The sequence below is a fragment of the Prescottella sp. R16 genome, assembly GCF_030656875.1.
GTDB lineage: Bacteria > Actinomycetota > Actinomycetes > Mycobacteriales > Mycobacteriaceae > Prescottella.
Genome location: NZ_CP130943.1, coordinates 1,901,226 through 1,928,160 on the forward strand (window position 1 = coordinate 1,901,226; position 26,935 = coordinate 1,928,160).

At 69.1% G+C, this 26,935-nt stretch carries 22 protein-coding genes; 9 read left to right on the plus strand and 13 right to left on the minus strand.

All coding sequences use genetic code 11. The features are described from left to right. Positions 1–20 precede the first annotated feature (20 nt). The 3 genes from Q5696_RS09015 to glsA all read right to left on the minus strand — a co-directional run bounded on the left by Q5696_RS09015 (position 21) and on the right by glsA (position 3,751). The gene (locus Q5696_RS09015; RefSeq protein ID WP_305094832.1) at positions 21–851 is read right to left on the minus strand and encodes an ABC transporter permease; all 831 of its coding nucleotides are present in this window, start codon (positions 849–851) and stop codon (positions 21–23) included. Beyond that, positions 848–1,828, minus strand: a complete 981-nt coding sequence (locus Q5696_RS09020; RefSeq protein ID WP_305094833.1) for an efflux ABC transporter ATPase subunit, DrrA-related — start codon at positions 1,826–1,828, stop codon at positions 848–850. The genes Q5696_RS09015 and Q5696_RS09020 overlap by 4 nt, the downstream gene beginning before the upstream one ends. Positions 1,829–1,927: 99 nt before the next feature. Then, positions 1,928–3,751: a glutaminase A gene (gene glsA, locus Q5696_RS09025; RefSeq protein ID WP_305094834.1), complete on the minus strand. Its 1,824-nt coding sequence runs from the start codon at positions 3,749–3,751 to the stop codon at positions 1,928–1,930. 115 nt (positions 3,752–3,866) lie between these two features. Here glsA and dxs point away from each other — a divergent pair, with 115 nt between their 5' ends. Continuing rightward, positions 3,867–5,816 (plus strand): 1-deoxy-D-xylulose-5-phosphate synthase, encoded by a 1,950-nt coding sequence (dxs, locus tag Q5696_RS09030; protein ID WP_305095203.1) that lies wholly within the window; start codon positions 3,867–3,869, stop codon positions 5,814–5,816. Positions 5,817–5,823: 7 nt separating this feature from the next. Beyond that, on the plus strand, positions 5,824–6,630 hold the full coding sequence (locus tag Q5696_RS09035) for a pentapeptide repeat-containing protein (RefSeq protein WP_305094835.1): 807 nt from the start codon (positions 5,824–5,826) through the stop codon (positions 6,628–6,630). 15 nt (positions 6,631–6,645) lie between these two features. On the opposite strand, the gene Q5696_RS09040 is transcribed toward Q5696_RS09035, so the two are convergent. Both Q5696_RS09040 and Q5696_RS09045 read right to left on the minus strand, forming a co-directional pair. After that, a complete protein-coding gene (locus Q5696_RS09040; protein WP_305094836.1) occupies positions 6,646–8,082 on the minus strand; it encodes a sugar porter family MFS transporter in 1,437 nt (478 codons plus the stop codon). Between the two features lie 105 nt (positions 8,083–8,187). Continuing rightward, the gene (locus Q5696_RS09045) at positions 8,188–9,210 is read right to left on the minus strand and encodes an ABC transporter substrate-binding protein (RefSeq protein ID WP_305094837.1); all 1,023 of its coding nucleotides are present in this window, start codon (positions 9,208–9,210) and stop codon (positions 8,188–8,190) included. A gap of 158 nt (positions 9,211–9,368) precedes the next feature. Between Q5696_RS09045 and Q5696_RS09050 the strand changes: the two genes are divergently transcribed. Further along, the gene (locus tag Q5696_RS09050) at positions 9,369–11,132 is read left to right on the plus strand and encodes an oleate hydratase (RefSeq protein WP_305094838.1); all 1,764 of its coding nucleotides are present in this window, start codon (positions 9,369–9,371) and stop codon (positions 11,130–11,132) included. Positions 11,133–11,213: 81 nt separating this feature from the next. Here Q5696_RS09050 and Q5696_RS09055 read toward each other — a convergent pair whose 3' ends face one another. From Q5696_RS09055 to Q5696_RS09065, 3 genes are all read right to left on the minus strand, one after another. After that, positions 11,214–13,319, minus strand: a complete 2,106-nt coding sequence (locus tag Q5696_RS09055) for a 3-hydroxyacyl-CoA dehydrogenase NAD-binding domain-containing protein (protein ID WP_305094839.1) — start codon at positions 13,317–13,319, stop codon at positions 11,214–11,216. Further along, positions 13,320–14,537: a thiolase family protein gene (locus Q5696_RS09060; protein ID WP_305094840.1), complete on the minus strand. Its 1,218-nt coding sequence runs from the start codon at positions 14,535–14,537 to the stop codon at positions 13,320–13,322. It lies immediately after the preceding gene. A 120-nt stretch (positions 14,538–14,657) separates the two neighbouring features. Beyond that, positions 14,658–15,893, minus strand: coding sequence for an HRDC domain-containing protein (locus tag Q5696_RS09065; RefSeq protein ID WP_305094841.1), 1,236 nt, complete (start codon positions 15,891–15,893; stop codon positions 14,658–14,660). A 226-nt stretch (positions 15,894–16,119) separates the two neighbouring features. Here Q5696_RS09065 and Q5696_RS09070 point away from each other — a divergent pair, with 226 nt between their 5' ends. Then, entirely contained in the window at positions 16,120–16,971 is an 852-nt protein-coding gene (locus tag Q5696_RS09070; protein WP_305094842.1) for an alpha/beta fold hydrolase, read from the plus strand. Here Q5696_RS09070 and Q5696_RS09075 read toward each other — a convergent pair. After that, positions 16,916–18,343: a WS/DGAT/MGAT family O-acyltransferase gene (locus tag Q5696_RS09075; RefSeq protein ID WP_305094843.1), complete on the minus strand. Its 1,428-nt coding sequence runs from the start codon at positions 18,341–18,343 to the stop codon at positions 16,916–16,918. The genes Q5696_RS09070 and Q5696_RS09075 overlap by 56 nt on opposite strands. A gap of 75 nt (positions 18,344–18,418) precedes the next feature. Between Q5696_RS09075 and Q5696_RS09080 the strand changes: the two genes are divergently transcribed. Beyond that, positions 18,419–19,702: an alpha/beta hydrolase fold domain-containing protein gene (locus Q5696_RS09080; RefSeq protein WP_514131068.1), complete on the plus strand. Its 1,284-nt coding sequence runs from the start codon at positions 18,419–18,421 to the stop codon at positions 19,700–19,702. Here Q5696_RS09080 and Q5696_RS09085 read toward each other — a convergent pair. Continuing rightward, on the minus strand, positions 19,699–20,304 hold the full coding sequence (locus Q5696_RS09085) for a DUF3000 domain-containing protein (protein WP_305094845.1): 606 nt from the start codon (positions 20,302–20,304) through the stop codon (positions 19,699–19,701). The genes Q5696_RS09080 and Q5696_RS09085 overlap by 4 nt on opposite strands. A gap of 117 nt (positions 20,305–20,421) precedes the next feature. Between Q5696_RS09085 and hemE the strand changes: the two genes are divergently transcribed. Genes hemE through hemQ form a run of 3 tightly spaced genes read left to right on the plus strand, consistent with a single transcriptional unit; the run spans position 20,422 to position 23,544 of the window. Then, on the plus strand, positions 20,422–21,489 hold the full coding sequence (hemE, locus tag Q5696_RS09090) for a uroporphyrinogen decarboxylase (RefSeq protein ID WP_305095204.1): 1,068 nt from the start codon (positions 20,422–20,424) through the stop codon (positions 21,487–21,489). Then, the gene (locus Q5696_RS09095) at positions 21,486–22,844 is read left to right on the plus strand and encodes a protoporphyrinogen oxidase (protein WP_305094846.1); all 1,359 of its coding nucleotides are present in this window, start codon (positions 21,486–21,488) and stop codon (positions 22,842–22,844) included. The genes hemE and Q5696_RS09095 overlap by 4 nt, the downstream gene beginning before the upstream one ends. Before the next feature lie 4 nt (positions 22,845–22,848). Beyond that, entirely contained in the window at positions 22,849–23,544 is a 696-nt protein-coding gene (hemQ, locus tag Q5696_RS09100; RefSeq protein WP_305094847.1) for a hydrogen peroxide-dependent heme synthase, read from the plus strand. An 82-nt stretch (positions 23,545–23,626) separates the two neighbouring features. Here hemQ and Q5696_RS09105 read toward each other — a convergent pair whose 3' ends face one another. The 3 genes from Q5696_RS09105 to Q5696_RS09115 form a co-directional block, all read right to left on the minus strand. After that, positions 23,627–23,878, minus strand: a complete 252-nt coding sequence (locus tag Q5696_RS09105; protein ID WP_305094848.1) for a helix-turn-helix domain-containing protein — start codon at positions 23,876–23,878, stop codon at positions 23,627–23,629. Continuing rightward, positions 23,878–24,384: a DUF2975 domain-containing protein gene (locus tag Q5696_RS09110; RefSeq protein ID WP_305094849.1), complete on the minus strand. Its 507-nt coding sequence runs from the start codon at positions 24,382–24,384 to the stop codon at positions 23,878–23,880. Before Q5696_RS09110 ends, Q5696_RS09105 begins: the two co-directional genes overlap by 1 nt. Positions 24,385–24,591: 207 nt before the next feature. Continuing rightward, on the minus strand, positions 24,592–25,308 hold the full coding sequence (locus Q5696_RS09115; protein WP_305094850.1) for an SOS response-associated peptidase: 717 nt from the start codon (positions 25,306–25,308) through the stop codon (positions 24,592–24,594). A 213-nt stretch (positions 25,309–25,521) separates the two neighbouring features. Here Q5696_RS09115 and Q5696_RS09120 point away from each other — a divergent pair, with 213 nt between their 5' ends. After that, positions 25,522–26,874, plus strand: a complete 1,353-nt coding sequence (locus Q5696_RS09120; protein WP_305094851.1) for a lipase family protein — start codon at positions 25,522–25,524, stop codon at positions 26,872–26,874. Positions 26,875–26,935: the final 61 nt, after the last annotated feature.

Consider the following 26,935-nt stretch of genomic DNA (forward strand, 5'->3'; position numbering starts at 1 on the left):
GTCGGCCGTGTGGCAGGAACTCAGGTCTTGCGGTTGTACAGCCGCATCGTGAGCGGACCGAAGATCACGACGAATCCGGCGCACCACAGCAGCACCACCGACAGCTGCCCGAACTCGAACGAGCCCTCGCACAGCGACCGCAGCGTCGTCACCAGATGGCTGATCGGATTGACGTCGACGAACGCCTGCAGCCAGCCGGGCATCGTCGTCGGATCGACGAAGATGTTGGACGCGAATGTGAGCGGGAACAGGATGAACATCGACACGCCCATGACGGCCTGCTCGGTGCGCAGCAGCAGCGCGAACATCGTCCACACCCACGACATGCTGAACGAGAACAGCAGCAGTACCAGCACGGACACCACGACGCCGACGACGCCACCGGCGGGCCGGAAGCCGAGGATCAGGCCGAGGACCAGGACGATCACCGACGCGATGGTGTAGCGGGCGATGTCGCCGAACAGGGCGCCGACCAGCGGTGAGGGCCGCCAGATCGGCAGGGACCGGAACCGGTCGAAGACGCCCTTCTCGATGTCCTTGTTCAGGGTCAGACCCGTGTACATGGTGATCATGACGACGGTCTGCACGAGGATGCCGGGAATGAGGAACTGCACGTAGGCGTCGGTGGAGCCGGCGAGCGCCCCACCGAACAGGAACGTGAACATCAGCGTGAACATGATCGGGAACATCGTCACGTCGAACAGCTGTTCCGGAACGTGTTTGATCTTGAGCAGGGCCCGCCACCCGAACGACAGGGATGTCGACAGCCCGTTCGGGCGGGCCGGCCGGGGGCCGGGCATCTGCAGGACGTTGCCGACCGACTGGGCGGACGCGTTGATGGTGTCGGTCATCGGGCCTTCTCCTGGAGGGTGTCGGTCGATTCGGCGCCGTGCCCGGTGAGGGCGAGGAACACCTCGTCGAGACTGGGCTGGCCGAGCGCGAAGGTGGTGACGGCCAGGTTCGCGTCGTCGAGGGCGGCGAGGGCGCGGGCGACGCGTTGCGGGTCGTCGACGCGGGCGGTGAGTGCGGCCGGATCGGATTCGAGGGTGACGTCGATGCCGAGTTCGCGTTCGAGGACGACGGCGGCATCGGTGCGCCGCTCCGGTTCGGCGATCCGCACGTGCAGGGCACCCGAGCCGACGGACGCCTTGAGCTGACCGGTGGTGCCCTCGGCGATGACCTTGCCGCGGTCGATGACGGCGATCCGGTCGGCGAGCTGGTCGGCCTCGTCGAGGTACTGCGTGGTGAGCAGGACCGTGGTGCCGCCCGCGACGAGCGCCCGGACGATCTCCCACACCTGGTTGCGGCTGCGCGGGTCGAGGCCCGTCGTCGGCTCGTCCAGGAAGATCAGTTCGGGGGTGACGATGATGGACGCGGCGATGTCGATGCGGCGGCGCATGCCGCCGGAGAACGTCTTGACCTGACGGCCGGCGGCCTCGGTGAGCCCGAACGCGTCGAGCAGTTGGTCGCAGCGTGAGCGGGCCGCGGCCCGCGAGTACCCGTACAGGCGGCCGAGCAGGATCAGGTTCTCGGTTCCGGTCAGATCCTCGTCGAGCGATGCGAACTGGCCCGTCAGCGACACCTTCGACCGAACCGTCTCGGCTTCCTTCGTGACGTCGTGGCCGAGGACGCGGGCGCTGCCGCCGTCGATCGGCAGCAGGGTCGCGAGCATGCGGATCGTGGTGGTCTTGCCGGCACCGTTGGGGCCGAGGACGCCGTACACGCCGCCGGTCGGGACGGCGAGGTCGACGCCGTCGACGGCGGTGAACGAACCGAAACGTTTGATCAGCCCGGTGGTTTCGATGGCCAGTGCTCTGTCGGAAGTCATCCGTTTCCCGTCGTCAGGTGTGAGTGGGATCTCAGGCTCGGTCTTCGCTTTCAGCCTGTCGGACGCGAGGGGCGTGCGCAAACGTTTTTGCCGGAGTGGTCAGATCCGGCCGCGCTGCTCGAACGTGCGCAGCACGGTGTCGAGCTGGCTGTAGGCGGCGGTCGCGAGCCGCTCGAGCAGGGCCGCCTTGATCTCCGGGGCCGCCGACGTCAACCGGGCGAACCCGCTCGGCGGGAGTACCGCGAGTGTGACGGTGGTGTCGGCGCGGACGTCGTTGAGGAACGCCGAGTCGAGCAGCGTCGGCATCTCCCCGAACGTGGTGCCCGCCGACAGGGTCGTGATCCGGTGGGCGGCCCCGTCGGTGGACGTGACGATCGTGCTGACGCGTCCGGACAGGATCAGGAAGATGCCGGTGCCGCGGTCGCCGCGGCGCACGATCGTCTCGCCGCGGGCGACGGTGCGGCGTTCGAGTTCGTCGGTGAACCGTTCGAACTGGTCGGGTGACAGATCGGCGAGTAGCGGATGCTGTTCGAGACCGATCGACGCCGGCTGCCGGCCGTCGGGGCAGTGTCGGTCCAGGACGACGTCCTCGCACCATTCGGTGGCGGCGTCCAGGTCGACGAACACCCGGCCCTGCGGGGCGTCCGGGCTCAGACTCGACGTGGTGTGACCGAACACACCCGCCGGGTCGACCAGTGCTGTGGGGCAACCGGATTCGGCGAGGTCGGCGCGCAGTGCCTCGATCATCGTGCGGGCCACCGAGCTGACGTCGTCGACCTGGCTGACGTCGACGACGACGGCCTCGGAGTCGGTGCGGTCGGCGTCGATCGCGCGTACGGCGGTCTCGGCGCCGGTGAACAGCAGGTCGCCGTGCAGTTCGTAGATGCGGCCCCGCTCGCCGAACGCGTCGAGGACGGCTTCTTCGGCGTCGGTGCGCCGGATCCGGGACCGGACCGACGCGACGGTGTGCCGGGCCCGGATCGACGAGCGGGACGCGCGGGTGACGCGCAGGAAGTGCAGGCCCAGCGTGTTCGACAGTTCCCGGCACGTGCGGACTCCCCGGACACTGTTGCCGTGCCGGTCCAGTCGCGGGGAGAAGACGGCGATGCCGAGCTGTCCGGGCAGCACCGCCAGGACTCCGCCGCCGACACCGCTCTTGGCGGGCAGGCCGACGTCGGTGACCCATTCGCCGGCGTCGTCGTACATGCCGCACGTCGTCATGACACTGAGGACGCGTTCGACGATCGCGGGGGAGAGCACCCGCTCCCGGGTGTGCGGCTGGACACCGTTGTTGGCGAGGGTGGCCGCCATGAGCGCCAGGTCGCGGCACGTGACCTCGATCGAGCACTGCCGGAAGTACAGGTCGACGGCGTCGTCCGGGTTGCCGGCGACGATCCCGAACGAGCGCAGCATGTACCCGATCGCCCGGTTGCGGTATCCGGTGCGGGCCTCGGACGCGTACACGGTTTCGTCGAGTGTCAGCTGCCGTCCCGCGCACCGCGAGTACAGCGACCGGATCCGTTCGAACCGCTCGTCTGCACTCGTCCCGGCGACGAGGGACGCGGACGTGATCGCCCCCGCATTGATCATCGGGTTGCGGGGGCGTTCGGTGTCCGGGTCGAGGCTGATCTCGTTGAACGGTTCCCCGGACGGTTCGACGTCGACCTTCTCGGCGACGGCGTCCACCCCACGATCGGCCACGGCCAGCGCGTACGTGAACGGCTTCGAGATCGACTGGATCGTGAACGGCACCTCGGTGTCGCCGACCTCGTACACGTGTCCGTCCGCGGTGGCCACGACGATCCCGAACCGGTCGGGGTTCGCGGCGGCCAGCTCCGGGATGTAGTCGGCGACGGCGCCCCCGGTGTCGTCTCGGACGCTGTCGAACACCCGAGTGATGAAGTCGTCGACGACGTTGCTCATGGGGCAACAGTAAGATGAGCGGACAGTCCTGGTGTGCGATCGGATGCGGTCGCGTCCGTAGACTCGTGGGGCTGTCGTGCGACAGCCTGTGAACCTGCCGGAGGGAGCGATCTCGTTGGGTGTCCTTGCCCGCATTCAGACGCCTGACGACCTGCGTCGGCTCGATGCCGCCGAGATGAAGGAACTTGCCGCGGAGATCCGCGAGTTCCTCGTGCAGAAGGTGTCCGCGACCGGTGGGCATCTCGGCCCCAACCTGGGCGTCGTCGAACTGACCCTGGCCCTGCACCGGGTGTTCGATTCGCCGACCGATCCGATCGTCTTCGACACCGGCCACCAGGCGTACGTGCACAAGATCGTCACCGGACGCCGCGGCGACTTCGATTCGTTGCGCAAGCAGGGCGGCCTGTCCGGGTATCCGGCGCGCGCCGAGAGCGAACACGACTGGGTGGAGTCGTCGCACGCGTCGGCGGCCCTGTCGTATGCGGACGGCCTGGCCAAGGCGTTCGAGCTGTCCGGGCAGCGTGGCCGGCACGTCGTCGCCGTCGTCGGTGACGGGGCCCTGACCGGCGGCATGTGCTGGGAGGCTCTCAACAACATCGCGGCCGGCAGGGACCGGTCCGTGGTGGTGGTCGTCAACGACAACGGCCGCTCGTACGCGCCCACGATCGGCGGGTTCGCCGACCATCTGGCGTCGCTGCGGCTGCAGCCCGGCTACGAGCGGATGCTCGACAGCGGCCGGCGCATGGTCAAGAAGATGCCGTGGGTGGGTCGCGCCGCCTACCAGCTGCTGCACGGGATGAAGGCGGGCCTCAAGGACACCGTCAGCCCGCAGGTGCTGTTCACCGACCTGGGCCTGAAGTACCTGGGACCGGTCGACGGGCACGACGAGGCCGCGATGGAGTCGGCGCTGCGCCGCGCCAAGGCCTTCGGCGGCCCGGTGATCGTGCACGCGGTGACCCGCAAGGGCATGGGCTACGCGCCGGCGGAGAACCACGTCGCCGACCAGATGCACGCGACCGGCGTGATCGATCCGCTCACCGGAAAGTCCCGCACCGCGTCCGCACCGGACTGGACGTCGGTGTTCTCGTCGGAGCTGATCGCCCGCGCCGAGGAGCGCGACGACATCGTCGCGATCACCGCGGCGATGGCCGGGCCGACGGGGCTGGCCGCATTCGGTGAACGGTTCCCCGAGCGGATGTTCGACGTCGGTATCGCCGAGCAGCACGCGGTGACGTCGGCGGCCGGGCTCGCGCTCGGCGGCATGCACCCGGTGGTCGCGATCTATTCGACGTTTCTCAACCGGGCGTTCGATCAGCTACTCATGGACGTCGCGCTGTTGAAGCAGCCGGTGACGCTCGTGCTGGACCGTTCCGGTGTCACCGGCGCGGACGGTGCCAGCCACAACGGGGTGTGGGACCTGTCGCTGCTGGGTGTCGTTCCCGGCATCCGGGTGGCGGCCCCGCGTGACGCCGCGACACTGCGTGAAGAACTCGGCGAGGCCCTCGCCGTCGACGACGGGCCCACCGTGGTCCGGTTCCCGAAGGGCGCGGTCGGCGACGACATTCCGGCGGTGCGGCGGCTCGACGACGGGGTCGACGTGCTCACGATGCCGGACGGCGACACCGGTGACGTGCTGTTCGTCGCGGTCGGCTCGTTCGCGTCGGTGGCGCTCGGGACGGCCGAACGTCTCGCCCAGCACGGCATCACCGCGGCGGTCGTCGATCCACGCTGGGTGCTGCCGGTGCCCGGGTCGCTCGTCGAACTCGCGAAGAACTACCGCATGGTCGTCACGATCGAGGACAGCGGCCTGCACGGTGGTGTGGGCTCGTCGGTGTCGGCGGCGCTGCGCGCGGCCGGTGTCGACGTCCCGTGCCGGGATCTCGGTGTGCCGCAAGAGTTCCTGGACCACGCATCCCGCGAGCAGATCCACCGCGAACTGGGCTTGACGGCGCAGGACATCACGCGTCAGGTCACCGGATGGGTCGTCGGACTGGACCGGGCGGTGTCGTCCAACGGCGTCGCCAAGGACGCGGGACTCGACACGTCGAACCCGGGTGTCGGGTAGTCGGCCGGTGACGGTGTCGGGGGACCTGGTCTCGGACTGCTCGAACTGTTTCGGCTTGTGTTGTGTCGCTCTGCCGTTCGCGAAGTCGAGTGATTTCGCGATCGACAAGGCGGGCGGGACGCCGTGCCGGAATCTGCTCGACGATTTCCGCTGCGGCATCCACACGGACCTGCGCGGCCGAGGATTCACCGGCTGCACCGTGTACGACTGCTTCGGGGCGGGCCAGCAGGTGTCGCAGGTGACGTTCGAGGGCCGGGACTGGCGCACCGGGCCGGACGTGGCGGCGCCCATGTTCGACGTGTTCCCGGTGATGAGGCAGCTGCACGAATTGCTGTGGTATCTGGACGATTCCCTGCGCCGGCCGGTGGCGGCGGACCTGGTGCCCGAGCTGTCGCGGCTGCGCGACGAGACAGCAGCGCTGACCGGCGCGTCACCTGCCGAGCTGACGGCGCTGGACGTCCCGGCGCAGCGGGAGCGGGTGAACACGCTGTTGCTCGCGGTGAGCGAGCGGGTGCGGGCGGCGGCGCCGGGGCGCTCCCGCGATCATCGTGGCGCCGACCTGATGGGCGCGAAGCTGGCCGGGAAGGATCTGCGCGGTGCGAACCTGCGCGGGGCGTGGCTGATCGGCGCGGACCTGAGGAAGACGGATCTGCGGGGCGCCGACCTGATCGGCGCGGACCTGCGCGGGGCGGACCTGCGGGGCGCGAACCTGTCGGATGCGTTGTTCCTCACCCAGTTCCAGGTGAACGCGGCCCGCGGGGACGGGCGTACCGCGTTGCCGGCGGTACTGGCCCGGCCCGCGCACTGGCAGTAGCCCGGCAGCCCGGTTTCAACCGGCCTGTTCGAGGGTGCGGCCGCGGGTTTCGGTGACGAACTTCGACACGATGACGATCGACAGCACCGCCATGACGGCGTAGCCGGCGTAGGTGAGGGAGAGGTTCCAGTCGGCGAGCGACGGGAACGTGGCGGAGACGAGGAAGTTCGCGACCCAGTTGGAGGCGGTGGCGATACCGACGGCCGCGGCCCGCACCCGGTTCGGGAACATTTCGCTGATGAGGACCCACACGACCGGGCCCCACGACAGGGCGAAGAAGAACACGAACGCGTTGGCGGCGATCAGGGCGACGGTGCCGGCCGCGCCGGTCAGGGTGGCGACGGATTCGCCGATGTCGTTCGTCGTCACCGTTGCCGAGTGGAAACAGACGGCGGCGGTGGCGAGGGATACGGCCATGCCGACGGAGCCGATGAGCAGCAGCGGTTTGCGGCCGATGCGGTCGATGACGGCGATCGCGACGAACGTGCCGACGATGTTGACGAGGGCGCTGACGACGCTGATGAGCAGGGAGCGGTCCTCCCCGAAGCCGACGGCCTGCCACAGGGTGGACGAGTAGTAGAAGATCACGTTGATGCCGACGAACTGTTGCAGGGCGGCGAGGGTCATACCCACCCAGACGAGGGCGGCGACGCCGGTGGATTTCGTGAACAGGGCGCGGACGCCGATGCGGGTGCGTTCGGCGCCGAGGGAGGAACGGATCTCGAGAATGCGGTCGGTGACGACACCGGTGTCGCCGCCCTCGAGTCGGGTGACGAGGGCGCGGGCCTCGTCGTCGCGGCCGCATCGCACGAGGTGCCGGGGCGATTCGGGAATCAGATAGGTGGCCGCGAGGTAGGCGACGGCGGGGATCGCCTCGATCGCGAGCATCCACTGCCAGGCCTCGACGCCGGCGAGTTCCCCGCGGCCACCGCCGGCGGCATCGGAGATCGCGTAGTTGATCAGTTGGGAGATCGCGATGCCGAGGACGATCGCCAGCTGGTACATGGAGCCGAGCCGGCCGCGGATCGCGGCGGGCGCGATTTCCGCGATGTAGGCGGGGGCGATGACGGAGGCGAAGCCGACGGCGACACCGCCGACGACCCGCCACAGGGTGAGGTCGACGATCCCGAACGGGAACGCCGACCCGAGCGCACCGACCACGAACAGGGCGGCCGCGATCCGCATCACCCGGATACGGCCGACCCGGTCGGCGATACTGCCCGCCAACCACGCGCCCAGCGCGGCACCGAGCAGGGTCAACGACACCGACAGCCCCGTCGCGCCCGCCCCGATGTCGTAGCGGTCCCGGATCGCGCCCACCGCACCGTTGATCACCGCGGTGTCGTAGCCGAACAGGAAACCGCCCAGCGCCGCCGCCGCCGAAAACAGCACGGCCGCACCGACTGCCGGCGAAGCAGCCGGCGGACGGCCGGTCGTGTCGAGTCCGGACATCACGTGCCTCCCGCCGCCGAGGGGTGTTGTCGGGGAGAGTACGCCGAATCGGGTGGGGCGGGTGGAGTGACGCGAATCGGCCCGGCCCGGGGACCTTCGATCGGGTTACCCGACCTTCCCGGCCGCTTCCGTCAGCAGGGGCGTCAGCTGTCCGAGCACCCAGGGGGTGGCGAGGACGCTGGTCTGGCTGAGGCCGGCGATGATCTTGGTGTCGGAGAGGGGGACGTCGCTGCCGCGCTGCACGGCGCCGAGGGTGGCGTAGGCGGGCATCTTCACGGTGTCGGCGGCGTCGGTGACGAACGCGACGACGACGTCGGCGTCGACCTCGGAGATCCGTTCGGCGGAGATGTCGACGAAGAACTTGTCGGGATCACTGGTGGCGGTGAGCTTTTCGACGCCCGGCGAGTTCACGAACCCCAGCTGGGTGAGGATCTGCACCCGCGGATCCGTCGGCTTGTACACGTTCACCTGACCGTTGGTGGTGTCCAGGTTGATCACCGACAGGGTCTTGCCCGCATACTCGGGATGCTCGGCCGCGGTACGGGCCAGCATCGCGTTCATGTCGTCGACCAGCGCCGCGGCCTCGTCCGACTTGCCCATCGCCTGCCCGATCAGCGTCGTCTGGTCCTGCCACGTCGTCTGCCAGGCCTTGTCCGGGTACGCCACGGTCGGGGCGACCGCCGACAACTGCTCGTACACCGCCTGATCGAATCCCTCGTACGGTGCGAGAACCGCGTCCGGCGTCAGTGCGGCCACCGCCTCGACGGGGGTCGCGGCCGTGGTGTCCAACAGGGTGGTGGCGTTCGGATCGAACTGGTCCTGCAGCCACGGCATCACCCCGTTCGCCTCCGCGCCGTACGTGTACTTCGGCATCCCGACCGGCGTCTCACCCAGCGCGTAGACGACGTCCTGTGCGTTCCAGCCGAGCGTCACCAGGCGTTCCGGCCGCGACTCGATCGTCGTGTCGCCGAACGTGTTCGCAATCGTGACCGGGAACGCTCCGTCGGAGCCGGCCGGGGTCGTGGACCCGCTGTCGGAACCGGACGAACAGCCGACCAGCAGTGCGGTGGTGGCGCCGAGGGCGGTGACGGTGGCGGCGATCCGGCGCCGGGTGGTGGTCACGAACACGACAGGACTCCTTCGGTTGAAATTAAGGAAGCCTAACCTACATATCGGTATGGTGGAATGCCACTCCCCTCGGGCCGGCCGGACGTATGCTCGCGGTGGCGAAGGACAAGCCCGCGACAGCAATCTCCAGGTCGGCCCAGTGCAGGTGAGGAGCGAGCGTGTACTACAGCAGCGGAAACTACGAAGCATTCAGCAGGCCGCGTAAACCCGAGGGAGTGGACGGCAAATCCGCGTGGTTCGTCGGCGCCGGACTGGCCTCCCTGGCCGGCGCGGCCTTTCTCGTGCGCGACGGTGGGATGCCGGGCGGGAACATCACGATCCTCGAACGGCTGAAACTACCGGGTGGCGCCCTCGACGGCATCAAGGAACCCGAGAAGGGGTTCGTGGTCCGCGGCGGCCGCGAGATGGAGAACCACTTCGAGTGCCTGTGGGACCTGTTCCGGTCCGTCCCCTCCATCGAAATCGAGGGGGCGAGCGTACTCGACGAGTTCTACTGGCTCAACAAGGACGACCCGAACTTCTCGCTGCAGCGCGCGACGATCGACCGCGGACGGGACGCCCACACGGACGGCCTGTTCACCCTCGACGAGAAAGCGCAGCGTGAACTGATCAAGATCTTCATCGCCACCCGCGAGGAGATGGAGGGCAAGCGGATCGACGAGGTCTTCTCCGAGGACTTCCTGGGCAGCAACTTCTGGCTGTACTGGCGGACCATGTTCGCGTTCGAGGAGTGGCACAGCGCGCTCGAGATGAAACTGTATCTGCACCGGTTCATCCACCACATCGGCGGACTCCCGGACTTCTCGGCGCTGAAGTTCACCAAGTACAACCAGTACGAGTCGCTGGTCCTGCCGTTGTACAGGTGGCTGCTCGACCAGGGTGTCACCGTCCGCTTCGAGACCGAGGTCACCGACGTCCGGTTCGACATCACCCCGGAACGCAAGCGCGCCACCGGAATCGACTGGATCAGTGAGGGCGTCGAGGGCGGTGTGGATCTGGGTCCGGACGACCTGGTGTTCATGACGATCGGCTCGCTGACGGAGAATTCGAACAACGGCGATCACCACACGCCGGCGAAACTCGACACCGGCCCGGCCCCCGCGTGGGAGCTGTGGCGTCGGATCGCTGCGAAGGACCCGTCGTTCGGGCGGCCCGACGTCTTCGGCTCGCACATTCCGGAGACCAAGTGGGAGTCGGCGACGGTGACCACCCTCGACGAGCGGATTCCGCGATACATCCAGAAGATCTGCAAGCGGGACCCGTTCTCCGGCAAGGTCGTCACCGGCGGCATCGTGTCGGTGCGGGACTCGAACTGGCTGATGAGCTGGACGGTGAACCGGCAGCCGCACTTCAAACAGCAGCCGAAGGACCAGATCGTCGCGTGGGTGTACGCACTGTTCTCGGACCGGCCCGGCGACTACGTGAAGAAGCCGATCCAGGAGTGCACCGGCGAGGAGATCACCCAGGAATGGCTGTACCACCTGGGGGTTCCGCTCGACGAGATCCCGGAGCTCGCAGCCACCGGCGCGAAGACGGTGCCGGTGATGATGCCGTACGTGACGGCGTTCTTCATGCCCCGGCACGCCGGGGACCGGCCGGACGTCGTGCCCGAGGGGGCGGAGAACTTCGCGTTCATCGGCCAGTTCGCGGAGAGCCGCAGCCGGGACTGCATCTTCACCACCGAATATTCGGTGCGCACCCCGATGGAGGCGGTGTACACGCTGCTCGGTATCGAGCGCGGCGTCCCGGAGGTGTTCGCCTCCACCTACGATCTGCGGTCGCTGCTCGCGGCGACGACCCGCCTGCGGGACGGGAAGGAACTCGACATCCCCGGACCGCAGATCCTGAAGAAGTGGCTCCTCGGCAAACTCGACCGCACCGAGGTCGGCAAACTCCTCGAGGAGTTCGGGCTCGTCGACTGAACCCGGCCGCACGCCGGTGACCCGGAGGCACGGAGAACGGGCGCGTCCCCTGACCGGAAACGCGCCCGTTCTCCGTCTGCATCAGACGCTCGCGACACCCTTCGCCAGGAACGGCTTCCCGTTCACGGCGGCCGACGTGCCGGTGCGGTCCAGGTACGGGGTGATGCCGCCGTTCCAGAACCCGAACCCGCCACCGAGGATCAGGCACAGATCGATGTCCTCGGGGGCGGCGACGACACCCTCGTCGAGCATGATCCGGATCTCCTCGGCGAATGCGCGGCGTGTCCGCTCGAGCACCTCCTCGGCCGTCGACGGCGTGTCGCCCTGCTGCCACAGCGCGGCGACCTCGGGGTCGACGACCTGACCCCGGTCGGTCCAGGTCCACACGCCCGGCTTGCGGGCCTCGACGATCGCCTCGAGCCCCGGGGACGGCGTGAACCGCTCCGGGTAGGCGGCGTGCAGCGTCTCGCCGGTGTGCAGCGCGATGGCCGGGCCGACCAGCGCGAGCAGCGTGAACGGCGTCATCGGCATGCCGATCTCGCCGAGCGCGTTGTCGGCGACGTCGAACGGGGTGCCCTCGTCGACGGCGTTCATCACCTCGCCGAGCGCGCGGATGAGCAGCCGGTTGAACACGAAGCCCGGCTTGTCGGCGCAGCCGACGGCCGACTTCTTCAGCGCCTTCGCGGTGGCGAAAGCGGTCGCGAGCGTCGCATCGTCGGTCTGCTCGCCCTTGACGACCTCGAGCAGCGGCAGCACCGCGACCGGGTTGAAGAAGTGGAAGCCCACCACCCGCTCCGGATGCTGCAGATCCGACGCCATCTCGGTGATCGACAGCGACGACGTGTTGGTCGCCAGCACCGTCTCGGGGGAGACGTACTGCTCGAGCTCCGCGAACACCTGCTTCTTGACGTCCATGTTCTCGAACACGGCCTCGATGACGAAGTCGGTGTTCGCGAACGCGGCCTTGTCGAGCGAACCGGTGACGAGCGCCTTGAGCCGGTTCGCGCCGTCCGGGGACAGCCGGCCCTTGCCGAGCAGCTTGTCGATCTCGCCGTGCACGTAGCCGACGCCCTTGTCGATGCGCTCCTGATCGATGTCGGTGAGGATCACCGGCACCTTCAACTGTTTGACGAACAGCATCGCCAGCTGGCTCGCCATCAGGCCCGCACCCACGATGCCGACACCGGTGATCTTCCGCGCCAACGACTTGTCCGGGGCACCGGCCGGCCGCTTGGCCCGCTTGTTCACCAGATCGAACGCGTACAGGCCCGCGCGCAGCTCGTCCGTCATGAGCAGGTCGGCCAGCGCCTCGTCCTCGGCCTCGAACCCGGCGTCCAGCGACGCCGCATCCGTGAGATCGATGTTCCGGGCCCGGTCGAGCAACGCGACGGTGCGCACCGCGCCGAGCGCGTTGTCCGACGTCTTGGCGGCCACGAGCGCCGTCGCCCGCGCGATCGCCTCGTCCCAGCCGGCGCCGCGGTCGATCTCCGGACGGGACGGGGTGATGTCCCCGGCGATCACCTTCGCCGCCCACGCGAGGGACTGCTCGATGAAGTCGGCCGAACCGAGCACGACGTCGGCGATGCCGAGGTCGAGCGCCTTCTTCGAGTTGATCACCTTGCCGTTGGCGAGCGGATTCTCGATCGCGACGGTGACCGCGTTCGACGGCCCGATCAGGTTGGGCAGCAACTGGGTTCCGCCCCAGCCGGGAACCAGGCCCAGCATCGCCTCGGGCAGCCCGAGTGCGCCGACGTTGTCGGCGTAGGTGCGGTAGTGGCAGTGCAGGCCCACCTCGAGGCCGCCGCCGAGCGCGACACCGTTGACGAACGCGAACGTCGGCACCTCGGACTCGCGCAGCCGACGGAACACCTTGTGCCCCAGACGGCCGAGTTCGAGGCCCTGCTCGCGGGTGGTGATGGACGGGACGCCCTTGAGGTCGGCGCCGGCCGCGAAGATGAACGGCTTGCCGGTGACGGCGATCGCCGCGGGCTTCGCCTCGAACGCCTCGTCGAGTGCCTTGTCGAACGCCAGCAGACCCCGCGGGCCGAAGGAGTTCGGCTTGGTGTGGTCGAAGCCGTTGTCGAGGGTGATCAGCGCGACCGGCCCCTCGATGCCGGGCACCGAGACCAGCTTGGTGTAGGCGTTCGTGACGACCTCGTCGGCGAAAGCGCTTGCAATGTCGGTCATCTACTTGACTCCCGCCTCGTAGTTGGCATGGTTCGGGTTCTCCCAGATCACGGTGCCGCCCATGCCGAGACCGATGCACATCGTGGTCAGGCCGTACCGGACACCGGGGTTCTGCGCGAACTGGCGCGACAGCTGCGTCATCAGACGCACGCCGGACGACGCGAGCGGGTGACCGCACGCGATCGCGCCGCCCCACTGGTTGACGCGGGGGTCGTCGTCGGCGATGCCGAAGTGCTCGAGGAACGCGAGCACCTGCACCGCGAACGCCTCGTTGATCTCGAACAGGCCGATGTCGTCGATGGACAGGCCGGTACGGGCGAGGACCTTCTCGGTCGCCGGGACCGGGCCGATACCCATGACGGCGGGGTCGACGCCCGCGAAGGCGAAGCCGACCATGCGCATCCCGATCGGCAGCCCCAGCTCGGTGGCGGTGTCCTCGCCGGCGAGCAGGCACGCCGTCGCACCGTCGTTGAGACCCGCGGCGTTACCGGCGGTGATCCGGCCGGCGGGACGGAACGGGGTCTTGAGCTTCGCGAGATCCTCGAGGGTCGTGCCCGGGCGGGGCGGCTCGTCCTCGGTGGCCAGACCCCAGCCCGCCTCCGAACGTGTCGCGACCGGCACGAGGGTGTCGGCGATGTAGCCGGCCTTCTTCGCGGCCTCGTACTTGTTCTGCGACGCGACCGCGTAGGCGTCGGTGCGCTCCTTGGTGATCGACGGGAACCGGTCGTGCAGGTTCTCGGCGGTGTTGCCCATCACGAGCGCGCTCGGATCGACCAGGCGGTCGGTGAGGAAACGCGGGTTGGGGTCGGCGCCCTGGCCCATCGGGTGATGGCCCATGTGCTCGACACCACCGGCGAGCACGACGTCGTACTGGCCGAAACCGATACCCGACGCCGTCGTGGTCACGGCCGTCATGGCGCCCGCACACATGCGGTCGATCGCGAAGCCCGGCACCGTCTCGGGCAGGCCTGCGAGGATCGCGGACGTGCGGCCGATGGTCAGGCCCTGGTCACCGGTCTGGGTGGTCGCGGCGATCGCGACCTCGTCGATCCGGGCCGGATCGAGCGCAGGGTTGCGACGCAGCAGCTCGCGGATCGCTTTGACGACCAGGTCGTCGGCGCGGGTCTCGGCGTAGATGCCCTTCGGTCCGGCCTTGCCGAACGGCGTGCGGATGCCGTCGACGAAGACGACGTTTCTCTGATGTGCGGAAGCAGCCACGCTGGATTCCTCCTGGCGGGAACGATGCGGAAACGGCGGGAGCGAGACCCGCCACGCACCACTGTAGCCCTGATTACCCGCCAGTAACATACGGGGTGATCGCGAGGCTTTCGCCGCAGGTCAGGGCTGCGCGCGCAGTGCTTCCACGAGAATCGGACCGACCAGTTCGCGCTGCCAGGGGCGAGCACCACCGGCGGTCAGCACGTCCTCGACCGACGCGGGCGCATCCCAGCACACCCGGCGCACCAGATCCGGGCTGAGCAGATTCTCCACCGGCACGTGCACCCGTTCGCTCAGCTCGGTGAGACCCGCCTTCGCGGCCGTCAACCGAGCCGCGGCCTCCGGGTCCTTCCGTGCCCACCGGCTCGCCGGCGGGGGACCGGTGAAGGGCTGGGTCACCGGCGGCAACTCGGCATCCGGCAGTACGCGCGCCCGCTCGAGCGCCGACAACCACACCCGCGACGAGCGGCGCTGCCGCGGACCCCCGAACACCGGCAGCTTCCGCAACGACTCGATGCTCCGGGGATCGGCGGTCGCGGCCGCGACGATCGCCGAATCCGGCAGGATCCGGCTCGGTGAGATGTCCCGACGGGCGGCGATCTCGTCACGCGCCGTCCACAGTTCGCGCACCGCCGCCAGCTGGCGTGGGCTCTTGAGGCTGTGGATCTGCGACGTCCGACGCCACCGGTCCGGTTTGGGCTGCGGCGGCCCGGCCAGCCGCACGTGCTCGAACTCCTGCGCGGCCCATTCCGTTTTTCCTTGCGCGGCAAGCTCGCTCGCCATCGCCTCGCGCAGCTCGAGCAGCACCTCGACGTCGAGGGCGGCATAGTTGAGCCATGCGTCCGGCAGCGGACGGGTGGACCAGTCCGCGGCCCCGTGCCCCTTGCGCAGTTCCAGGCCCAGGGTGCGTTCGACGATCGCCGCCAGCCCGACTCGCTCGAAACCGGCCAGACGCCCGGCCAATTCGGTATCGAACAGTGCGGCGGGCCCGAGACCCAACTCGGCCAGGCACGGCAGATCCTGATCGGCCGAGTGCAGCACCCACTCGAGGCCGTTCATCGCGTCGGCCAACGGCGCGAGCTCCCCGGCGGTGGGGATCGGGTCCAGCAGGAACGACCCGGCGCCCGCGCGCCGCAACTGCACCAGGTAGGCGCGCGACGAGTACCGGAACCCGGACGCCCGTTCGGCGTCCACAGCGAGCGGCCCCGATCCCGCGGCCAGGCGCTCGGCGGCGTCGCGCACTCCTGCGGCGGTCTCGATCACCGGCGGCACCCCGTCGGCCGGAACCAGCAGGGGGACCGCGGTGGGGGTGGATTCGGGCACGCGTTCGGGGGAAGGCTCGGTGGACTCTGACATAGGGCAGAACTCTACGTGCCCGAGGCTCGGTGTCCCCGACCGTACGGAGTCCGTCCGGGGTCCGCCCGGGGCCGTCCGCGCCGGTGACGAAACCGGCGCCACCCGTTGACATATGGCCGAATTCCGGCAATTGTGTCAAATGTTGGACAAGTGACCGACAGCACTCCGAGGAGTGCCGTGGATATCGCGACGGTGCCACCGGACCGTCGAACCGGAAGGTGATTCGATGCTCAACCTCGCGGCCGCCGTGGCCCCCGTCGGTGCACTGCCGACCGGGTCGATGGTGGAACTGCCCGGTCGCGGCAGCACCTACGTCATCGACACCGGTGCCGGCTCGGTCCCCGACGACCGGCCCACGCTCGTGCTGCTGCACGCACTGGCCTGCACCGGCACGCTCACGTGGTACCCGGTGATCGACGCACTCGCCGAGAAGGCGCGCGTCGTGGTGCTCGACCAGCGCTGGCACGGCCGGGGCATCCGGTCGGAGCGGTTCACGCTCGAGGACTGCGCCGACGATGTCGCCGCGCTCGCCGACGTGCTCGGCATCGACCGCGTCGTACCGGTCGGCTACTCGATGGGGTCGCTTGTCTCGCAGCTGGTCTGGAAGCGCCACCGGGACCGGGTCGCGGGTCTGGTGCTGTGCGCCGGTGCCGCACACTTCAAGCGGAACTCCCGGGAACGGGTCGCACTCGAGTCGCTCAGCGTCGGACTCGGCGCGCTCAAGCCTCGTCCCGGTCCGGTCCCGGTGGGTGCGCCGCGCCTCGGCGGCGACCGGGTGTGGGCGTACTCCCAGTTCCGGGAGACCAGTTACGGCGCGATCGGGCGGGCGACCGCCGAGATCGGCAAATTCGACTCCACCGCGTGGGTGAGCGACATCGACGTCCCCACCGCCGTCGTGGTGCCCACCAAGGACCTCATCATCCCGCCACGGCGCCAGCGCTGGCTCGCCCGCCAGATCGCCGGCGCCGCAACGTACGAAGTGAACTGCGGTCACTCCGCATGCGTCATGGACGCGGGACCGTTCACCGAGGGGCTGCTGGCTGCTTCTGCTTCGGTGCTTGCGCGCGTGCGGCCGTGACCAGTTCCTCCAGGGCTTCGGGGAACGCGTCCGCGAGATCCCACAGACGCGGGGCAAGTTCCTTGCACGAGACCAGGCCGACGTCCAGGCGGCCCTCGAGCGACATCACCGTCACGTTGAGGCCGGCGCCGTGGAACACCGGTCCGAGCGGGTACATCTGCTTGATCCGCGCGCCCAGGAAGTACAGCGGTATCGGCGGGCCCGGCACGTTCGAGACCACCAGGTTGTGCACGACCGGGTGACGCTCGGCGAGCTTGAGCTTGGAGTACACGCGCATCGCGCTGCCGAACGTCGCCGGCGCCGCGAACTGGGCCCAGTCCTGCAGCAGGGTCGCGCCCAGGGCCTCGGCGTGATGGTTCTTGTTGATCGCGTTGTGCTCGGCGATGAACTTCAGCCGCTCCACCGGATCGGCGATGTCGGTGCCGAGCTGGGTGAACATCACCGAAATCTGGTTGGTGCCGGGGCGATCCGACTTGTCGTGCACCGACACCGGGACCGTCGCGACCAGTGAGCTGTCGGGCAGCTCGTTGCGATCCTCGAGGTACGTGCGCAGTGCGCCACCGCACAGCGTCAGCACGACGTCGTTCACCTTCACCCCGAACGCGTTCTTGACCAGCTTGACGTCGTCGAGGCTCAGTTCCTTGTAGGCGAGGGTCCGGCGGCCGGTGATCGCACCGTTGAACGACGTGCGCGGCGCCGTGAACGGCGTCGGCATCGCCTCACCCTTGCGGGCGCGGCCGATCCACCGGAACGGCAGCGTCACACTCTCGGGCAGCAGCTTCGCCATCTTGAGCGGCCGCGACGCGAACGACATCAGCCCGCCGAGCGCGATGTCGAGTGACGACGCCCGGCCCGCACCCTCGGGCAGCTCGTCGAAAACCGGGCGCGGGGCGTCGGGTTCGAGGCCGCACAGCTGAGACATCAGGTTGGAGCCGGTGACGCCGTCGACGTTGGCGTGGTGCATCTTCGACATCACTGCGACCGAGCCGTCCTCGAGGCCCTCGATGACGTACATGTCCCACAGTGGCCGGGACCGGTCCATCGGCTGGCTGGCGATCGAGCTGCACAGCTCCGACAGCTCGTCCCGGCCGCCGGGGGCGGGGACGGCGATGCGGTGGAAGTGCCGGTCGATGTCGAAGTCGGTGTCGTCGACCCACACCGGGTGGTCCAGGTTGAACCGGCTGTCCGCGAGGCGGCGCTTGAAGCTGGGCATGGCCTTCACGCGGGCCGCGAGTTCGTCGCGGAGCTTCGCGAAGGAGTAACCACCTGGGACGGTGGAGCTGTCCAGGATGATCAGGCCGCACACGTGCAGCATCTGTGTCGGGGTTTCGAGGTACAGGAAGCTGGCGTCCATCCCACTGAGTCTCTCCATGCAGCTAACGGTAGAACCTGTTCTAACTTCACGCGTGCGGTGTGACAAAAGTCATGCTTGAATGTGTTTATGACCATCGGTAACGCGTTCTTGTTCCGGCAAATAGCAACTCTCGGTGCGACGGTAAATGCGCTTCGTCCGATTCCGGGCATGCCGCTGTCGGTTCCCGCTTTCCTGTCCGGATGGCTCACCACGGAACTTGCTCCGCAGTTGCTCGCCGCGACCGCGGCCGATGCGGCGCAACGCGTCGCCCGGCGCGGCATACGCACCCCCGGCGACGCGGCCGGGCTCGCGCTCGCCGGCCTGTCGGTCGCCGGCCTCGCCGCCGTGATCGCCGAGTCCCGCAGCGCCCGCCACGAGGCCGAGACCGCGCTGACGGAAGCACTCGGCGCCGACTACCGCAGCGTCGCCGGACACGACGGACCTGTCGCCCCCGTCCGGATCCCCTGGCGGCAGTTCGCGACACCGTTCCGGATGCGCCGCGACGACGTCGTCCGGGTCCGTGACCTCGCGTACGCGCCGGGCGGCCGCCGCTTCCGGCTCGACGTCTACCACCGCCGTGACACCCCCGCGAACGCGCCGATCCTGCTGCAGATCCACGGCGGCGGCTGGGTGTTCGGCAGCAAGAACGATCAGGGCATCCCGCTCATGATGGAGATGGCGTCCCGTGGCTGGGTGTGCGTCGCGATCAACTACCCGCTGTCCCCGAAAGCCGTGTGGCCGGCCCACCTGATCGCCGTCAAACGGGCGGTCGCGTGGCTACGGGACAACGCCGCGAACTACGGCGGCGACCCGAGTTTCGTCGCCGTCACCGGAGGCTCCGCGGGCGGCCACCTCGCCGCGATGCTCGCCCTCACCGCCGACGACCCCGACCTGCAGCCCGGCTTCGAGGACGCCGACACGTCGATCCAGGCGTGCGTGCCGCACTACGGCGTCTACGACTTCACCGGCGAGACCGGGATCAAGGCCACCCGCCTGCGCGTCGAGTCCGGGCTGATGCCGATGGTGCTCGGCAAGGCGGCACGATTCCCACAGGACTACGAGGCCGCGTCCCCGCTGTGCCACCTGCGCGCCGACGCGCCCCCGTTCTTCGTCGTGCACGGCACCAGCGACTCGTTCATTCCGGTCGCCGAGGCACGCGAGTTCGTCCGCAGGCTGCGGGAGGTGTCCGAGAACCCCGTCGCCTACGCGGAACTGCGCGGCGCCCAGCACGCGTTCGACATCTTCCCGTCGCTCCGGTCGTCCGCCGTCGTCCAGGCGGCCGCCGACTTCCTGGACTGGACGCGGGCGCGGCAGCAGGCGGACCGGATGGACAGCGAGGTCGTGGAGGAAGTGGAGGAGACGGAGAACGTCGGCTAGGGGTTCGCCAGCCGGGTGATCCCGGCCGGGGGCAGCCCGGCCGCGTACGCGAGGACGTCGCAGAACGCTTCGACGTGCGCGGCCAACGCCGGTGGGGACGACGTCGGTGTCCACGACGCCCGCACCTCGAGCTGGTGGGCGCGCGACGGGCCGGCGATGTCACCGAACCGCACCGAACTGGTCGCCGTCACGGTGCCGCCCAGGGCGACCACGTCGTCGGTCCGATCGGCGAGCGTGTCGACCAGCCAGCTCCACGCGACCTCCGGCAGCAGCGGATCGGCGGCCAGAGCCGACTCGACGTCGGCCTGGATGTACGCGACGAGCCGCATCGTGCCGTGCCATGTGTCGTGACCGTCCGGGTCGTGCAGCAGGATCAGCCGCCCGAACGCGTCGCTGTCGGAATGTTCGGGCACGGTGTTGTCGCCGGCACCACCGCCGTCCGGGTGGCGCACCTCGGCGCCCAACGCGTAACTGAAGGGGGCGAGACGCCGCGGCGGCCGGATCGGACCGACCTCGATGCCGGGATGGGCGACGGCCGCCCGCATCGTGTCGACAGCGGCGCGGAACACGGCAGGTTCGTCGGTTGCTCCCGGGGTCGTCACACCTGCGGACGGTAGACGCCGTACCTGGTAGGCCGGGGGAGGCGCGCCGATTCTCCCTTCTGGGCCGACCATGGCAGCATGAACCGCGTGAGCGGCTTGGAAGATACGAATGCAGGTATGCCCGGGCGCGTCGACTACCCGTCCCGGCGGGTCCTCGACGACGCCCCGTTGCTGGCAGCGGCCACGGGCCGCACCCCGAAGCACCGCCCCGTGTGGTTCATGCGGCAAGCCGGACGGTCGCTGCCCGAATACCGGGAGATCCGTGCCGGAATCGGCATGCTCGAATCGTGCTTCGACCCCGAACTGGTCTGCGAGATCACGATGCAGCCCGTGCGCCGGCACAAGGTGGACGCGGCGATCCTGTTCTCCGACATCGTCGTTCCCCTGAAGGCCGCCGGCATCGATCTCGACATCGTCGCCGGCGTCGGCCCGGTCGTCGCGGACCCGGTGCGCAGCGTCGCCGACGTCGACGCGCTGCCCCGGCTCGTGCCCGACGAGGTCGGCGCCGTCGCGCGGGCCGTGCGGCTGCTGACGGCCGAACTCGGCGACACCCCGCTGATCGGTTTCGCCGGTGCCCCGTTCACGCTCGCGTCGTACCTCGTCGAGGGCGGCCCGAGCCGCAACCACGAGCGCACCAAGGCGCTCATGCACGCCGACCCGAAGACGTGGCACACCCTGCTCGGGCACATCACCGACATCACGATCGCGTTCCTGCAGGCGCAGTTGCACGCCGGTGTCGACGCGGTGCAGCTGTTCGACTCGTGGGCCGGGGCACTGTCCCTCGCCGAGTACCGCGAATTCGTGTTCCCGCACTCCGAGCGGGTGTTCGCGGAGGTCGCGTCCGCGGGCGTGCCCCGCATCCACTTCGGCGTCGGGACCGGGGAACTACTCGGCGCGATGGGGGAGGCCGGTGCGGACGTCGTCGGCGTCGACTGGCGCATCCCCCTCGACGTCGCGGCCCGCCGCATCGGACCGGGCAAGGCGCTGCAGGGCAACCTCGATCCGGCCGTGCTGTTCGCCGGCCGGGACGCCGTCGAAACCCAGGTCCGGCGCATCTGCCGGGAGGCCGACGCCGCCCTCGCCGCCGGCGCGACCGGGCACATCTTCAACCTCGGCCACGGCGTCATGCCGGACACCGATCCGGCGGTACTGACCGACGTCGTGGAGTTGGTGCACTCGCTGTGACGGTCCGGCGGGTCGCGGTCGTCGGCGGCGGCATCACGGGTCTCGTCGCCGCCCACCGGCTGCGGCAGCAACTCGGCGGCGGCATCGACATCACCCTCGTCGAGGCCGGGACGCGGCTCGGCGGCAAACTGCGGACGGTGCCGCTCGGTGGCGGACCGGTCGACGTCGGGGCCGAGGCGTTCCTCGCCCGCCGGCCCGAGGTGTCCGACCTGATCGCCGAACTCGGCCTGTCCGACGAGCTGGTGTATCCGGCAGGCCGGCAGCCGCTGATCTGGTCGCAGGGCAGCCTGCACCCGCTGCCGGCGCGCACACTCATGGGTATCCCGTCGACCGCCGAATCCGTCGCCGGACTCGTCGACGAGGCCACCTGCGCCCGCATCGCCGCCGAACCGTCCGTGCCGCTGACCTGGGACACCGCGTCCGACATGTCGGTGGCCGCGCTGGTCGGGTCCCGGTTCGGCGAGCAGGTGGTACGGCGCAGCGTCGACCCGCTGCTCGGCGGCGTGTACTCGGGCCTGGCCGAATCGATCGGGGTGCGGGCCGCGGTCCCGACCCTGGCCGCCGCCCTCGATGCCGGGGCGGCCAGCCTCACTGCGGCCGTCGCCGCGGCCCTGCCCACTCCCGCACCCGGACCCGTGTTCGGGGCGCTGCGCGGCGGCTACGGCACGCTGCTCGACGCCCTGCACGACGCCGCCCGGCCCCGGGTGCTGTCGGGCATCCCGGCGTCCGGGCTGCGGCGGGACGGCGACGGCTGGTGGCTCGACCCTGTCGGCCGTGTCGACGGCGTCGTCCTCGCCGTGCCGGCGCCACAGCTGGTGGAGCTGGTCGCCGACGCCGCACCCGCCCTCGCCGACGCGGCCTCCGGTATCGCACTCGCGTCGTCGGCCGTGGTGGCGCTCGCACTGCCTTCCGGTGCCGCCCTGCCCGACAACTCCGGCATCCTCGTCGCGACCGGAGAAGCATTGGGCGCCAAGGCCTTCACGCTGTCCGGCCGCAAGTGGCCGCACCTCGCCGACCGGGACGTCACCCTGCTGCGGGCGTCGTACGGACGCTTCGGCGACGCCGCCGTCGTCGACCTGCCCGACGCCGACCTGATCGCCCGGGCCCGCGCCGACCTCGAGGTCGTCACCGGTATACGTGCGGAACCGGTGGACGCGTTCGTGCAGCGCTGGCACGACGGCCTGCCGCAGTACGCGCCCGGTCACCTCGACCGGGTTGCCGCGATCGAGGCGGCGGCCGCGGACGTCGAGGGACTCGAGGTCGCGGGCGCCTACCTGCGCGGAGTCGGGGTTCCGGCGTGCGTTGCGTCGGGGACGACGGCCGCGACCCGGCTGGCGACGCGAGTGGCAGGATGAGGCCATGGCACGCCTCGATTACGACAAACTCAACTCCACCCTCCGCTACGGCATGTTCTCGGTGTTCCAGGTGCAGCCCGGTGTCCTCGGTGAGGACCGCGCCGCCGCGGTGAAGAACGCGCAGGACTTCTTCGACTCGTACACCGACACCGACGTCGAACTGCGCGGCATCTACGACGTCGCCGGCCTGCGCGCCGACGCCGACTACATGATCTGGACGCACGCCGAGCGGCTCGAGGACCTGCAGAAGCTGTACAAGGACTTCCGCCGCACCACCGACCTCGGCCAGTCCAGCGACCCGGTGTGGTCCAACGTCTGCCTGCACCGCCCCGCCGAGTTCAACAAGAGCCACCTGCCGGCGTTCGTCGCGGGCGAGGAGCCGGGCGACTACATCTGCGTCTACCCGTTCGTGCGCTCCTACGAGTGGTACCTGCTGCCCGACGCCGAGCGCCGCAAGATGCTCGCCGACCACGGCAAGGAAGCCCGCGACTACCCGGACGTGCGCGCCAACACGGTGCCGTCGTTCGCGCTCGGCGACTACGAGTGGATCCTCGCGTTCGAGGCGCCCGCCATGGACCGCATCGTCGACCTCATGCGCGACCTGCGCGCCACCGAGGCCCGCATGCACGTGCGTGAGGAGACCCCGTTCTTCTCCGGCCCGCGGGTGAGCGTCGAACAACTGATCACCGAACTTCCCTGATCCGCCGCGACCACACCCCGCACCGGACAGGTGCGGGGTGGGTCGTGTGTACCGCGGCGCTCGTCGGTGTCCGCTTCTTCGTTCACGCCTGGACCTGTCGCTCCGTTGTGGTAGCAGTGTCCGTGTCCTCGTCGGGTTCCCATCGCAGGAGATCTCCCGGCTGGCAGTCGAGTACGCGGCACAACATGGCCAAGGTGGTGAATCGCACTGCCTTGGCGCGGCCGTTTTTCAGGACTGCGAGATTGGCGGGGGTGATGCCGATCCGGTCGGCGAGCGTGCCGACCGCCATCTTGCGCTTGGCGAGCATCACGTCGATGTCGACGATGATGGGCATCAGATCACCTCGTCGAGTTCGGACTCGAGGTACTTCGCCTTCGAGTCCAACGCGACCGCCTGGGCGAGCAGCGTCCTCATCACGTGGACGACGAGCGCCACGCCGGCGATCACCAGGCTGCACCCGCAGATCAGCGCCACGAAACCGGGAGCGATCTCGTCGTCGGGTGTGGCGTGGTTGGCGAACCGGGCCACTACCGCGAAACCGAACGTCAGCACCGATGCGGTGGCGATCGCGCCGATGACGATGTCGACGTAGCGGAAGGCTGCCGGGGAGAAGACCGTGCCGCGGCCGACCATGGTCGACAACCGCCAGATGCAGACGGCAACGACCTGCAGGGTGCCGACTCCGAGGACACCGATCGCCACGAGGGACACGTCGATTCCGGTGGGCGCTTGGTCGGTGCCCAGCCACAGCAGGGCCACCATCATCACCTGAACCACGACGGACCCGGCCAATGCGATGGCGATGACCACCCTCAATGCTCGAATTGCCCAGCTACTCATCCAACGCTCCCTTGCATCGTTAAACGATGGAATGCTATCGAAAAGCGATCGATATGCACAGGCGGTGGAAGAGGAGGGTGTTCGTGGAGTGGCCCTCCGCGACCTCGATCGAGGGAAATCTCTGCATTGGACGGAAAACGTCGAATTTCCGAACTGGGGGGGCGAGTGGCTGCGCTCGCCGAAGAACGGCATGAACTGGGGAGTCCGTCAGGTGTCGGCGGGATCGAGCAGGCCCGGATCGTTGTTCCTGACGTTGTTGACCGCGGTGCTCACCTCGTAGGGGTGCAGCCGGGGTTCGGGGATGGAGTTCACCATCGCCTGGACATCGTCCTTGTCGGTGAGCGTCGGGTCGAGCCAATGCTCCCAGAACGACGCCGGCAGGATCACCGGGGAGCGGTCGTGGATGTGGCCGGTCGCATCGGTGGCCTGTGTCGTCAGCACGGTAGTCGTCCACAGCCAGCGGTCCGGGTCGTCCTCGCTCTTGGACGGGTCCGGCCACAGCTCGTAGAGGCCGGCCATCGCGAGGACCGGGTCGTCGCCGTGGAGGAAGTAGGGGATCTTCTTGCCCTCGTCGTTCTTCATCCACTCGAAGTACCCGTCGGCGGGGATGATGCAGCGCCGCTTCGCGGCAGCGGTTCGGAACGAGGGCTTCTCGGTGATCGTTTCGGAGCGAGCGTTGACCAGCCTCGATCCGATCTTCGAATCCTTCGACCACGCCGGGACCAGCCCCCACTTGACGGTCCGCAGTTGTCGTTCGGGGTCCGCGTTCGGCTCGTCCCGCGGTGCCCGCTCGAGCACGACGCGCACCTGCTGGGTGGGGGCGACGTTGTACGACGGCGACAGTTCGGCGCCGACCGATTCGGTTGCATCGAACAGTGAGCGCAGGTCCTCGTCGCTCGTGGTGCTCGCATACCGTCCACACACGATCGGGTCTCCCGTCGTCGCAGGTACACCTCGCACGATAGTCGCGGCCGCCGACACCTGCGGCAGTGCGCTGGGGCACGAACCTGAGAAGGCCCTGGGCGGCTGCACCCGGTCGGTGCACACCTACATGCTCGGCGCGACACGGCTGGGCTCGACAGCGATCATCGTGCGAAACACCCTGGAACCGGTCCCCGGGTGGCTACGCTGCGACCCATGCGCAGATCGAGGATCTTGGCGGCAGTGGGGGCGTTTTCGACTTTGGTGGCGGTGTGGGGTGGTGCGGTCACACCTCCCGTACTCGCGGGTGCCGCTCCGGTGCAGCCGGCTGTCGACGACTTCTATCGTGCACCGGACGGATTCGAGTCGACGGCTCCCGGAACCATCCTCCGCGACCGGCCCGTGCAACTGGCGTCGTACTCGGCGTTGCCGTTCAACGCGCAGGCATGGCAACTTCTCTACCGGACAACGGATCTCGCGGGCAGCCCCATGGCGAGCGTGACCACCGTGATACTGCCTGCCGGCGCACCGCCCGCCGGTGGACGCCCGTTGCTGTCGTATCAGATGGCAACGGACAGTATCGATCCCGGCTGTGCGGCCTCGGTCGCCATGCAGCCCGGATCCGGACTCGAGGCGTTCACCACTCAGGGACAGATGACCTTCGTCGGTCAGGCTCTCCAACGAGGCTGGGCGGTCTCGGTTCCCGATCACGAAGGTCCCGCACCGCGTGTGGGCACTCCACGAGAGCCCGGTTATGTAGCGCTCGACGGCATCCGGGCCGCGGAGCAGTTCGCTCCGCTCGGACTCTCCGGGGCACAGACTCCGGTCGGACTGTGGGGCTACTCGGGCGGCGGGCTCGCGTCCGCATGGGCTGCGCAGGTGCAGCCGACATACGCGCCGGAGCTGAACGTACGAGGATTCGCTCTGGGCTCGCCGTCGCCGGATCCTGCAGCGGTCGTCCATCGTCTCAATGGAACGCCCTGGGCTGGACTGCAGACAATGGTCCTCGCATCGACACGGGAGATCTTCCCCGACGCAGCACGTGAGATCGATGCACGCCTCACTCCGGAGGGCCGCGCGGCGTTGGCCGCTCCAGCTGATCAGTGCCTGGCGTCGACGATTGCCACCAACCTCTTTCGCGACAACACCGGCTACTGGACGGTCCCGTTGACGGAACTGTTGCAGGTGCCGGCGATTGCCGCCGCCGTCGCGGAGACCACACTCGGCGGCACTGCACCCACGGCACCCGTATATCTGTACAGCGGCGTGAACGACGAGATCGTTCCGATCGCCACCGTCGATCAGCTGGCCGACACCTACTGCGCGGGCGGCACTCCGCTCACCTACCGCCGAGACGAGATCAGCCTGCACGCCACGCTCATCGTGACCGGCGCCGCGGACGCGTTGAACTGGCTGGGCGACAGGATCGGTGGCGTACCGAGCGCGCCGGGTTGCAACACGCAAACCCTGACCTCGACCCTGCAAGCGCCCGGCGCCCTGGAGACCTACGTGTCGACCACCCTGGGAATGGGTGACATCCTGATGGGCCGACCGATCGGACCCCGGTAGATCGTCGGGTCACCTGACTCTCCCGGTTCGGGCTCTTCCGAACTCCCGCGATACCGGGGAG